The sequence below is a fragment of the Paraburkholderia acidipaludis NBRC 101816 genome (genome assembly GCF_000684975.1).
Classification (GTDB): Bacteria; Pseudomonadota; Gammaproteobacteria; order Burkholderiales; family Burkholderiaceae; genus Paraburkholderia; species Paraburkholderia acidipaludis.
On sequence record NZ_BAXZ01000005.1, the window covers coordinates 202405 to 214259 of the forward strand.

Genomic DNA, 11855 nt, shown 5'->3' on the forward strand with positions numbered 1-11855 from the left:
CCGTGAAGTGCCTTGAGCCGCTCGCCCGATGTTGTGGAGGAAGTCGCAAATGATTTCCTCCTATCAACATCGCGCCGAGTCGCGCTTCGCCTTTGGAGGGCCTGATGTCATCGAAACCGTTATCCGATCTGGCGTGTCGGAACGCCAAGCATAATCCGGAAGGTAGCGGAAACAAGCTGTTCGACGGGGGTGGCCTATTCCTCGAATTGATGCCCTCCGGCTCGAAGAAGTGGCGGCTCAAATACCGCTTCAACGGCAAAGAAAACCGGATGAGCTTCGGGAGCTATCCGGTAGTTTCCCTGTCTGTCGCCCGTGAACGCCGAGAGGCCGCGAAGAAGCTGCTGGCAAGCGGGATTGATCCTGCGCGGCATCGGGACGAAGCCCGACGACAAGAGGCCGAGTCGTCCGGCGCGCAGTTGGCCGTCGTCGCTCGCGATTGGATTGAGGCTCGTCGGGCTCGCTGGAGCGACGATCACGCGAAGCGTATACAGAAGCAGTTGGAACGAGACATATACCCTGATCTAGGCAATCGGCCCATCGCCGAGATTCGCCCAGCCGAGTTACTGGCAGTCCTCCGCAAGATCGAGAAACGCGGGGCCGTAGAGGTCGCCAGGAAGAGCCTCCAGACGTGCGGGCAGATTTTCCGCTATGCGGTTGCCACCGGTCGAGCCGAGCGCGATCTGTCGGTCGATCTGCGCGACGCGCTGACAAGTCGTCCGGTCACGCCGATGGCACGGATTGACGAGCGCGACCTGCCACGATTACTCCGCGAAATCGACGCCTATCAGGGCGAGCCAGAGACGCGACTCGCTCTCCGGTTTCTCAACCTGACGTTCGTCCGGACCATCGAGCTACGGCGCGCCGAGTGGGTCGAGATAGACATGGATCGGGCTGAGTGGCGGATTCCTGCCGAGAAGATGAAGAAACGGCGTCCCCATATCGTGCCGCTGTCGAAGCAGGCGTTGGCAGTGCTGGAGGAAATCCGCCCGCTTACCGGTGCTGGCCGTTGTGTGTTCTCCAGCCCGGTGCGCCGGGGACAACCGCTTAGCGAAAATTTCGTCCTCTCTGCCCTTAGCCGCATGGGATTCCATCGTGTCATGACGGGGCACGGCTTCCGAGGGCTCGCCTCCACCATCCTCAATGAGCGTGGATTCAACTCGGACTGGATCGAGCGTCAACTCGCGCATATCGACGGCAACGGCGTGCGCGCCGCCTACAACCACGCTCAATATCTCTCCCAGCGCCGAGACATGATGCAGTGGTGGGCGGACTATCTGGACGAGAAGCGAAGGCCGAATGTATTGCAGTTCACGCATCGGGAAGCGAAACATATGGCCGAGCAAAATTAGAGTGTTTCCTCCAGCAGTGAATCAGGCTCCTTGTGCGTCTCCATGCGCAGCAACCGATAAACCACTTCGCATGGAATCCAAATGGAATCTCAATCCACACATAGTCGTTCGCTTACTTTGGCGAATGCCTCGTTTGCCCACTCTCTGCCAGCACAAGGGCCACTGTCCCGCCTCCCATCCGGTGGCTTAAGCCGATTCGGTGGGCTCGCGCCATACCTTCCTGTCGGCCGGGAGACTTGGCGTCTGCTTGTGCTCGCCGGTCGCGCGCCCCAGCCTATCCGCATTGGCTCCCGATGCACGGTCTGGCGCAACGATGACGTCAACGTCTGGCTTGCCGATCCGGCAGCCTTCACGGTGGTGGGGTGAATCATGAATACTTCGACCACAGTACTTGACGCCAATCCGGACGAGGAGCGTCGTGTAGAAATCGTCCCCAAACGCCGCAAGCATGTCCCAGGCCAAATTCGGAATGGGGCAACGGCACCGGCCGCGCTAGGTAGGTCGCTTCCCAATGCAGAGGCACCATCGGCAGATAAGGCAGACACAGACGAGACAATCAGCGCAGGAGCGAGACTGCTCGCTGAGACAGCGGACACGATTGGCGAATTCGTCAAGCTGGAGCGACATCAGCACGAAGCCGTGACGTTGTGGCTCGTGGCTTCACGGTGCACGAAATTTGCACTGGTCAGTCCGATGTTGTATTTCTCCGCGCCCGGCAAGGATTGCGGTAAGACACAGGCACTGGATACTGCGGGAGAGCTTGTCCGGAATCCGGTGAGGGTCGCCGACATTACTGCGTCAGGCGTGTACCGCGCTATCGACGCGAACGCGATAGACGATTCGTTGCCGACTATCCTGCTAGATCAGGCTTACCTGAACCTCAGAGAAAATTCGCGCATGATGGCAGTCCTCTCCGGCGGCTTCGATAGGAATTTCTCCAAGTCAATCGTATCTGGGTACCGTGACGGCGTGCCGGATGGTATCGAGGAATTCTCGTTGTGGTGCCCCAAGGTGTTGGCAGGCAATGGCGCGCTTCCGGCCAATCTTATGGATCATTCGATCGTTATCAGGCTTGCACGCAAGCCACATGGCGAGCCGGTCAAACGAATCACCTATGAGCGGACAAGGCTCGCCTATTTGCGTGAAAAAATCGACGCGTGGTGGGATTGCAACAAGACGCACATCCGGGCTGAATTGAGGATGCTCTCAGATGGCCGCGATAATCGCGTCGGCGACAAATGGGCGGCAATGCTTGCAGTCGCCCGGGTAGCAGGCGGAGATTGGGAGCAGAAGGCCCGGAAAGCCATGTCGCTGATCGAGCGTTCGGACGACGACTCGATGGACATACATGAGCGAGTGCTCCAAGCGGTACAGCGCTATTTCCGCGAGCACGACGGAAGCTACGCCTTGTCAGAGAAGATCGTTGCGTGGATGAATGCTGATCCGGAGGCTCCTTGGTCATCATTCGGCAAGCGTGGCGAGCCGTTCAGCGTCTATAACCTTCGGGACAGCTTGGCAAAATTCCAGGTACGCGCGACCAATGTTGAGCCCGTAACTCGGCGACGGGGATATAGACGGGCAGACTTGCAGCCCATCTTCGATCGTTACCCCCTGCCCGACGATGAGTTAGGCGAAGAGTCTGGGCCAATCAGCGAGTGAGACAAAGCTCGGGAACGCATGGTGAACGGATGGCAGCACACATCCGTTCACCTTCTGGGCCTCACCGGATAAGGCCGTGAACGGATGAACACATGGAGGGGAGTACTTGCCCCAACCTGATCCGAGTTACTTTCCTTAATATACATATTATAAGGAATCCGATTTAATCATTGAATCCGATTAAAATTACCGCTCACGGTAGCGCGCAAAAATATCAGTAATTCGATTATTTCTGCGCACTCTTCTCGGCAGATTTTTCCTCGTCACTCGGGGCATAGTCATCCGGACGGGCGTTTGCGCCATCGTCGTCCGTTACCGTATCTGCCGACGCAGCGGCGGGAGTCGATGCTGATTGCGCCTGCCTTGCAGCGGCATACTGCGCATTTTGTGCCTCTTGCGCGGCTTGGATCTTCAAGATTTTGTCGATTTGAGGCCAGACCGTTACGGAAGCAGCGTCGATCTCTGGATACTCTCCGTACTTGGAGACATAGTCACTCTGCATGCTATCAGCCTTGGACGCCTTCTCCTTCAACTGATCGCTAATATCTCCGTTGTCCTTGCGAGCAGCAACATCGGCCAGCGCAGCGGCGATCTGTCGTGCCAGTTGCGCCCGGTCACCGTCCGCGCTCATTGCGTCATATTCGCGCTTAAACATAGCGCGTACTTGTTGCTGTTCGTCTGCCGTAAGCGGCACATTGCCGTAGTTTTTGTTGTACAGGGCTCGATCGGTCTCGGCCCGATCATTGTTTGACGTCACCGCTTGTGTACTGTCCTTTGCGTTTGGGCCGAAGCTGCCATCCGCGTGAAATTTATAACCTGATACGGCGCTGATAATAGCCAGCACACCGAGCGACGGCCAAATGATGCGACGAAGTGATGCCACAATAATCTCCGGTAAGGTTGTGATGCAATTGCTCACGGGGATCACCTTCAGGTGCTCCCCATCTATATGTTGCTATTGGAATTTCGATCTTGATTCGGATTCCGATTGCCACGTGTAGCCGCAAAATTTGCAGTGGTTGTGATGGCGATACGCCGTGTACTTGACCGGGATAATTTCGGTCCGCTCTTTCGTCCCGGTGATCTGGCCGCTCCGGTTACGATAGGTGTCAGTGAGATGCTGCTGCTCGTACCTGACGCTTGAGCCGGTCTCCTGCGAACTCTCGGTAACTCTCGCGGACCACTTCCCGCAACTCGGGCACCGCCGGTCATTGATGTACTTGAAGATCGCCCCGATGATTGAGAGGGAGATCACGATGCCAATCCCGATACCGATGAAGTCATGGCTGGCTTGCGGCACTCGGTTACCCGGGTTCGGCTCAACCTGCTGCACGGACGGAATTTGTGGTGCTTGATCGATGTGCGGTATGCCTTGCTGGCTCATCTGTTGAGCAGCCAACTCGGTCATAGCACGCGGACCGGGTTGCTCTTGCGATGCGGATTGCGATTCGACTTGCTGCCCCGTCTGTTGCGCGGCCGAGGCGGGCTGCGTGGTCACGTCGCTCTCGCCCTGATTGAGGGTTTCGCCGGAGGCGGCCTGTGCGGGGCGCTGACCCAATTCGAGCTGATAGCGCAACTGGCCGCTGCGCTGTATGTAGGCGTTCATCACGCATTGCGTCGAGTCGCATTCGTTGCGCGTAGCGATCCACGCACGCTGCTCCTCGACCGCGTTCGAGTTAATCGACTTTACTTTTGCGTAGTCGTTGGCGAGTAGGTCGTCGAGGTGCGAGATATAGGCATTCGAGCAGATGATGCCTTCCACTGGGGTGGATGCTGCCGAGCAGTCGAAGCTAGCGGCATTAGCAATGCCCGGCGTTGCTACGGCGATTAATACAGACAGCGCAAGCGGGCGAATCTGTAACGGGATCATGGGGAGAATCGGCTCCGGTCGATGATTGGTCTGTGGGGTAAGGGGGTTAGCTGCTCCTGGCCGACCGGCGGGCGAGCCATCGCTCGGTATCCTCCAGCGCGAGTCGCTCGGCTTCCGGTCGAGGCAAGCCGCCGTCGAACTCCCGAATCGCCGCACGCTCCACGAACCACTCGCGGGCGTCCTCGTCGTACTCGGCGACTCTGGCGGCGACAGCCGGATCGGTGGGCGTGGATTCGTCATCGCGCGTCGTCATTGCTCGGTAGGATGCGAAGCATGCGTAACCGCGCGACGCTCACCCATGACTCGCGCCTTGAGCAGCGGCGAGTAGAAAGCCTCCGCCCGCTCGCACCCGGATTCGATCCCGTTGCGTGTTGCCAAGACCGCTGCGAGATCGGCCTCAGGCGTTCCTTCCAGATCGGCAGCCTTCTCCGCCCAGACGGAGCCAATATCGACGTAGCTCGTAACTGAGTCGGCGGGAGGCTGGGCAGGACCGACGCGCTCATGCAGCGAGATCGTCATCCAGATCCCCTGCGCCTCCCTCACGATGGCCGCTAATCGGCACGCCTCGCGATAGACAGCCGCCTCGTCCGGCGTGACCGGAATCGGCAGCAGCAATTCGTCCGGCAGGAATTCGCCGACCGACACGCGCAAGGCGAATAACTGCTCCGGCAAGATCATGTCCCGCCAGACCAGCTTGCGAAGCTCTGCGCCGTCCTCCCGGCATAGATAGAGGTAGCCGCTCGACCCAATGACCGTATCAATTCGGTCCCCGACGATCAGCAGGACGCGTCGCCCCGGCTGCTTGATGATTGGCAATTCCTGTCTGCCGTTAGGGGTATTCAATATCTTCGCCATTGCCTGTACGCAATCCCAATTAGTTGCCTAGTCAATTAATTCGGCGAAAAAATTAACACACCGCATGGATTGCGCGCGCGCGAGGCTGACCGTTGCATTCACGCTCGATAGCTGCCCGGTGGAAACGGCACAAGGGGGCTATCCTGCTTCACGTACAGAGGATGGCGCGGCGAGCCATCAGCCGTGAATCCAAGGCAGAACAGGGGGACGCCTTCAGCTTCCAGAGCGGAGACGAGTGCGGCGGCATACGTGCGCTGCTGGCGGTTGCCTAGCGCACCGAACCCGAGCACCACGTATTTGGCACGCCGGGCCTGCTCAAGAATCACCGCCAGATTCCGACCGCTTCTGGGCTCGATGCCCGGCTCCAGCAGCGTCTTCGGATCGGTCGCCCGGTAGTCCATTACGTTTGCCTTGGCATAGGCGGACAGACCGAGCCGGACACGGGTGTATGTCCACTCCCGCTGGACGGTCGGGTCGTCCACCTCCTCCGTAGCCGTGGAGGGATTCATACCGATCCAGAGGGCGAAGTCGTCGCCGTCCGCCCAGCGCCGTGTAAGTAGATGGCGATAGCGCCCACAAGGCGAAAAGCTGGCTTCCCCGGTCACGTTCGCCGGGAGCTTGATGCGGACTTTGCCGCCGGGGTCATGGGATTCGGCCGCCACCGTTGCCGCCTCTACAGACTAAGGAAGTCTTAGTGTATAGAAACTCGACTACTAAGAATATCTTAGCCTTTGGTCGGAGGCTAATTTGGACTTGGTCGCGAAGCGCCTGAAGGAAGCCCGGCTGCGCTCCGGGCTGTCGCAGGAGCGATTGGGAGTAGCGGCAGGAATAGACGAGATGTCCGCAAGTGCGCGGATGAATCAGTACGAGCGGGGCAAGCATATCCCCGACCTCGGGACGCTCACGCGAATCGCGGACGTGCTTGACGTGCCGGTGTCGTACTTCTATGCAGTCGGGGACGACGAAGCCGAGTTGGTCCGGCTATTTCACGGCCTACCCGAGAAAGCGAGAGGGAAAATTCTCGAATTAGCCGAGCAGCTAGCGGGCAATGAGTAAATTTAGGGTCACATCAAATTGCTGTACGCGCGCAGCTCGCAAGTGATCTCAACAGCGCTGTTCAAAACTCGTAGCCGATAACGCTCATCTCGTGCTGGACCATTGGGTGACTGAAGCTGACGTAGAAGGTTTGTGGCTCGACAACCATCAGCTTTGCTACACCCGAAGGGCCGGAAAGCTCCTGACTCAAGGTCCCTTCTGCATTGGACGAAATTCGTAGCAGCAACGGAATCCCCCGGACATCGCTCCAGAGGCGATACTGAAGAGAAGCAACATGTGCATTGAGCGGAATCCCCGAGCGAGCATCGACCTTAACCAACTCCGTCCATTGCACTTGGTGATGCGCGAGATTTGACGGTGCAACGCTTTCGCCAGGGCGAGAGTTTGGTCTCAACCAGATATCATCCCCTTGCATAAAAACTTGGACCTTCAGGATCAGGAAACCGTACTTAACATCGCCCTTGGTTCGCGATGGATCTGAGCGATAGTCGTAGACATGATCCTTTCCTAGCTCCGCCACGTGATTACTTGTCAGATTACGAAGATTGATCGTGTCCGCAGAAATACTCTCGATGAGCCATTCTTCGTGTGACTCAGGAAGTATGTGTCCCGCGTCATTAAGCCGACAGGCAGGCGGCTCAATTCGCACGCGCATACCAATATTCTTCTGAAATTGATTCCAATTCATCGTTCGGCACCCCGGCTTCTATCGATGTTGAACACGCACATCATAGCGCCGCCGACTGGCTTCCAATTCAGATAGACACTCTACGAATTCGTGGGCGCTGACGGCTTGTGTCGGTACGGCGACGTCGATGATTGCTCCGCCCGGCATCGGGTGTTGCAAGACACAGGCAAAAAATTAACCGCATCATCCATTCCCCGATATTGCCCAACAACAACCGAAGGCCATGGGGGTCTATCTGGGGGCACTGCGACTCAGCGAAAACTGTAAGCTCATGTTATAATTTGGTTTTTCGGCTGAGTGTGAGTCCCTGATTCCCAACGCGAAGGCCCGCACTCTCACGAGTTGCGGGCTTTTTCGTTTCAGAACGCCGCGCATTCTCCGCAAGCGCTTTTCTCTTGCCCCCTTGCATTGCCGTGTCCGGTTCGCGATCTAATCGGCGCACGTCCCACCACGCTCTCTTCGCTCCAACATTACCGGGAATCAATCTACGCGTCCCGCCGACATGGCGAATGCCGCGATCGCTGCAAGTGCGAATTTCTTCAATTCGGCTTCCCGGAAAATCGAGTTCGTCAGCGTTCGATGCGCTCCCGCGTCATGCGTAACAGCCCAGCCATCGCCGCTGCCGCGGCGCCCCCATCACGCCGCGCAATCGCTTCGAACACGATCGTGTGCTCGGGCAGCGCCGCGTTGAACACGTCGGCGCGTTTTGCGTTCACGCGCAGTTGGCCCTCCAGCGTGCGCGCAATCAGCGCGCCGAGCGGCACCAGCAGTTCGTTGCGGCACGCCGCCAGCACCGCGAGGTGAAACCGCAGGTCGGCACGCACCCACTCGTCCACGTTGCGCGCACTCGCCATCGCAGCGTGCGCGTCGCCGATGGCGCCCAGCGTATCCGCGTCGTGCGCGCTCGCGGCAAGCCCCGCCGCATGAGGCTCGATCATCTCGCGCATCTCCTGCAGCTTGAGCGCGAACGCGAGCGGCGGCGCCACGAGCGCATACCACTCGAGCACGTCCGCATCGAGGAGGTTCCATGCATCGCGCGTGCGCACCCGCGTACCGACGCGCGGGCGCGATTCCACGAACCCCTTCGAGGTGAGCGTGCGCAGCGCCTCGCGCAGCACCGTGCGGCTGACGTCGAAGGCGTCCATGAGTTCGGCCTCGCGTGGCAGCACCTCGCCCGGCAGGTAATCGCCGCGCAAGATCGCACTGCCGAGTTCGAAAGCTACCGTGCCATGCAGGTCGCGCTGAATCGCCATTCTCCAGATAGTGGGAAGTCCCGGCAAATAATACTATTAATAGCACGAAAAGGCGATTTATCCATTAGCATGTATTCCTCAAGACATGCCGCTCCACGCGCCGTCACCCCCAATCCGGAGACCCCGCCATGAAAATCACCAGGCTCGAAACCTTCGTCGTCCCGCCCCGCTGGCTCTTTCTCAAGATCGAGACGGACGAAGGCATCGTCGGGTGGGGCGAGCCCATCGTCGAAGGCCGCGCGCATACGGTCGAAGCCGCCGTGCACGAACTCGCCGACTATCTGATCGGCAAGGATCCGTTGCTCATCGAGGACCACTGGCAGGTCATGTACCGCGCAGGCTTCTATCGCGGCGGCCCGATTTCGATGAGCGCCATCGCAGGCGTCGATCAGGCGCTGTGGGACATCAAGGGCAAGCACCATGGCGTGCCGGTGCATGCGCTGCTGGGCGGCCAGGTGCGCGACAAGATCAAGGTGTATTCGTGGATCGGCGGCGACCGTCCGAGCGATGTCGCGAACAACGCGCGCGCCGTGGTCGAGCGCGGCTTCAAGGCGGTCAAGATGAACGGCTCGGAGGAGCTGCAGATCATCGACACCTTCGACAAGGTTCAAGGCGTCATCAACAACGTCGCGGCCGTGCGCGAGGCCGTGGGCCCGAACGTGGGCATCGGCGTGGACTTCCATGGCCGCGTCCACAAGCCGATGGCCAAGGTGCTCGCGAAAGAACTCGATCCGTACAAGCTGATGTTCATCGAGGAGCCCGTGCTTTCGGAGAACGTGGAAGCCCTGCGCGACATCGTCAACCAGACGAGCACACCCATTGCGCTCGGCGAGCGGCTCTACTCGCGCTGGGACTTCAAACACATTCTCGCGGGCGGTTATGTGGACATCATCCAGCCCGATGCGTCGCATGCCGGCGGCATCACCGAATGCCGCAAGATCGCCGCGATGGCCGAGGCCTATGACGTCGCGCTAGCGCTGCACTGCCCGCTCGGCCCGATCGCGCTCGCCACCTGCCTGCAGATCGACGCCGTGAGCTACAACGCGTTCATCCAGGAGCAGAGCCTCGGCATCCACTACAACAAGGGCAACGATCTGCTCGACTACATCCGCAATCCCGAGGTCTTCCAGTACGAAGACGGCTTCGTGTCGATTCCGCAAGGGCCGGGCCTCGGCATCGAGGTGAACGAGGAGAAGGTGCGCGAGATGGCAAAGACCGGCCACCGCTGGCGCAATCCTGTGTGGCGCCACGCAGACGGCAGCGTCGCCGAGTGGTAAGCGCCGGATCACGGCGAGCACGCCCCGACCCAAGGCTCGCGTGCCGCGCTGTGTACGTTACGTGACGCCTCGCGCGCAGCACGTTTCACCGCCGTAACGTTTGAGGCCGCATCGAACCCGATTCGCCGCGTGACGCCCCCGGGCGCACGCGGCGAATGTCGTTTACGCACATAAGCAGAACGCGGCCCGAGTCGCGCAAACGCCCGCCACACAAGGCCCGGCACCCTTGCGCACCACGCCGCGCCGCATCGCACCGCATTGCACGACAGGGCCGCCGCACGACTGGCCTGCTCCTTGCTGAATCTCCTGCGAGACCACGACAAATCGCAGGGACACACATGGAAGCGATGCTCCCCGACTATCTGATTCGCGAACAAGCCGCCGTCGGTGCGCTGGTCGCTTTCGGGATCATGCGCGTGATCGCGGCGGCCATGGCCTGCACGCGCGGCTGGCGCATCCTCACGGTCGAGCACGCCTTCATCGGCTTCGCGGTGCTGTGGTGTGCGCCCGAGCTTCTCGACCTGCTCTCGCATCCGTCCTCGGCGCTCGCGCTCGCCGGGCTCGAGGGCAAGGCCATCGGCTGCGCCATCGCCCTCTTCTTCGCGCCCATCCTCAGCCACCGGCTAGGCTACGAGTGAGGCCGCGGCGCGCCGGACCCGCCGGCGCGCGTATCAGCCCTGCAACACATAGCCCGGCACGCTGCGCGCCAGCACGGCCGCGACCACGAGCACGCCGATCATCACGATCGCTTCCAGATGGATCAGGTTCACGAAGCGGCGCGCGGCGGCTGTCGAGGCCGAGCGGCGCAGTTCCGGCATCGCGATGATCCGGTTGTAGCCGCCCAGCACGAGTGCGAGCGTCACGAGGCTCAGCTTGAGCAGCAACACGTGGCCCCACGAGCTGCCGGTGAGCGCGGCAAACGAGCCGCCCGTGCCGCGCAAGGCGTTGAACACGCCGGTCGCAAACACGATCCCGACAGCGAAAAGCGCCACGTTCGACACCTGCGCCGAGGTGCGGATCAACATGCCGCGCGCGGTCGAGGCGCCGAGCGCCGGCAGCACGGCGAGTCCGCCTGCCATGACGATGCCGCTCCATGCGCTCGCGCTCAGCACGTGCAGCGTGTGCAAGCCGAGCGCGGCCGAGGCAAAGCCGGCGTCGGCGGCATGGCCGAGCGCGGCGCGGCCGCCCGCGGTCACGATGAGCGCGATCCACAGCACGCCGTCGCGCAGCGCACCGCCCGCGGCAAATACGGTCACGAGGAACAGAAGCGCGCCGCCGAACGCGACGCTCCACGCCTGCCCCACATGCGTCTGCGCGAGTACCGTCGAAACCACGCCGAAGGCCGAAGGCAACGGTTCGCCGCTGATCGACGCACTCTCGTAGAGCAGCCACATGAGAAGCGCGACCACGAGCACGAGGGCCGACGCGCGCTGCGAGCGTTGCGCGCGCAGCCATGCCGCGCGGGCGGGCGAGACGGGACTGTTGCCGTCCTTGCCGAGCCACGCGCCATAGAGCGCCGAGCCTAGCGCGAACGCATACGAGACGTTGACGAGGGCGGCCATCGCGACCTGCCCGATCCAGAGCCAGTCAGCCTTCATCGGGCCAGCCCCTCCTCGCTCACCGCACAGGAAGCGGGCAAGGAAACGATGGCCTTGCGGGCATGCCGCATCGAAAAGGAAAGAGCAATTAGAGTCATCGAGAGCAGTGGCAGGGAAACAACATGAAAACAAAGCTGCGCGAAACCGTCAGGCCGTGCCGTAACCGTCTCACAGGCGGCACCTGACAGACGGGCCTCGTTCGATAGATACCGCGCCAATCGGTTCAATCGGCGACGAGACCTCGGCACGC

13 protein-coding genes are annotated in these 11855 nt (G+C 60.7%); 5 read left to right on the plus strand and 8 right to left on the minus strand.

Features of this window, described 5'->3' with window-relative positions; genetic code table 11:
- The first annotated feature begins 104 nt into the window (after positions 1–104).
- Both BAC01S_RS30635 and BAC01S_RS07955 read left to right on the plus strand, forming a co-directional pair.
- Positions 105–1349 (plus strand): tyrosine-type recombinase/integrase, encoded by a 1245-nt coding sequence (locus tag BAC01S_RS30635; RefSeq protein WP_043201575.1) that lies wholly within the window; start codon positions 105–107, stop codon positions 1347–1349.
- A gap of 369 nt (positions 1350–1718) precedes the next feature.
- Entirely contained in the window at positions 1719–3008 is a 1290-nt protein-coding gene (locus BAC01S_RS07955; protein WP_084168341.1) for a DUF3631 domain-containing protein, read from the plus strand.
- Between the two features lie 226 nt (positions 3009–3234).
- Here the strand turns inward: BAC01S_RS07955 and BAC01S_RS34475 are convergent, their stop codons facing one another.
- The 5 genes from BAC01S_RS34475 to BAC01S_RS07980 form a co-directional block, all read right to left on the minus strand.
- Positions 3235–3927 carry a hypothetical protein gene (locus BAC01S_RS34475; protein ID WP_156954347.1) on the minus strand — a complete coding sequence of 231 codons (693 nt, stop codon included), beginning with the start codon at positions 3925–3927 and terminating at the stop codon, positions 3235–3237.
- 36 nt (positions 3928–3963) lie between these two features.
- Entirely contained in the window at positions 3964–4878 is a 915-nt protein-coding gene (locus BAC01S_RS07965) for a lysozyme inhibitor LprI family protein (protein WP_027794283.1), read from the minus strand.
- Between the two features lie 46 nt (positions 4879–4924).
- The gene (locus tag BAC01S_RS07970) at positions 4925–5131 is read right to left on the minus strand and encodes a hypothetical protein (protein ID WP_027794284.1); all 207 of its coding nucleotides are present in this window, start codon (positions 5129–5131) and stop codon (positions 4925–4927) included.
- On the minus strand, positions 5128–5733 hold the full coding sequence (locus BAC01S_RS07975) for a hypothetical protein (protein ID WP_027794285.1): 606 nt from the start codon (positions 5731–5733) through the stop codon (positions 5128–5130). Before BAC01S_RS07975 ends, BAC01S_RS07970 begins: the two co-directional genes overlap by 4 nt.
- A gap of 98 nt (positions 5734–5831) precedes the next feature.
- Positions 5832–6395, minus strand: coding sequence for a DUF1643 domain-containing protein (locus tag BAC01S_RS07980; protein WP_027794286.1), 564 nt, complete (start codon positions 6393–6395; stop codon positions 5832–5834).
- Positions 6396–6480: 85 nt separating this feature from the next.
- Here BAC01S_RS07980 and BAC01S_RS07985 point away from each other — a divergent pair, with 85 nt between their 5' ends.
- Positions 6481–6789 (plus strand): helix-turn-helix domain-containing protein, encoded by a 309-nt coding sequence (locus tag BAC01S_RS07985; RefSeq protein ID WP_043201577.1) that lies wholly within the window; start codon positions 6481–6483, stop codon positions 6787–6789.
- Positions 6790–6850: 61 nt separating this feature from the next.
- Here BAC01S_RS07985 and BAC01S_RS34480 read toward each other — a convergent pair whose 3' ends face one another.
- Both BAC01S_RS34480 and BAC01S_RS07995 read right to left on the minus strand, forming a co-directional pair.
- Positions 6851–7477, minus strand: a complete 627-nt coding sequence (locus tag BAC01S_RS34480) for a hypothetical protein (RefSeq protein ID WP_156954348.1) — start codon at positions 7475–7477, stop codon at positions 6851–6853.
- A gap of 569 nt (positions 7478–8046) precedes the next feature.
- Complete coding sequence (locus BAC01S_RS07995) at positions 8047–8730, minus strand: FadR/GntR family transcriptional regulator (RefSeq protein WP_027794288.1); 684 nt, start codon at positions 8728–8730, stop codon at positions 8047–8049.
- Between the two features lie 128 nt (positions 8731–8858).
- Here BAC01S_RS07995 and dgoD point away from each other — a divergent pair, with 128 nt between their 5' ends.
- Together dgoD and BAC01S_RS08005 are read left to right on the plus strand one after the other, a co-directional pair.
- Complete coding sequence (gene dgoD, locus BAC01S_RS08000) at positions 8859–10007, plus strand: galactonate dehydratase (protein WP_027794289.1); 1149 nt, start codon at positions 8859–8861, stop codon at positions 10005–10007.
- Positions 10008–10345: 338 nt separating this feature from the next.
- Positions 10346–10645, plus strand: coding sequence for a hypothetical protein (locus tag BAC01S_RS08005; RefSeq protein ID WP_027794290.1), 300 nt, complete (start codon positions 10346–10348; stop codon positions 10643–10645).
- Between the two features lie 33 nt (positions 10646–10678).
- Here BAC01S_RS08005 and BAC01S_RS08010 read toward each other — a convergent pair whose 3' ends face one another.
- Positions 10679–11605, minus strand: a complete 927-nt coding sequence (locus BAC01S_RS08010; RefSeq protein ID WP_027794291.1) for a CopD family protein — start codon at positions 11603–11605, stop codon at positions 10679–10681.
- Positions 11606–11855: the final 250 nt, after the last annotated feature.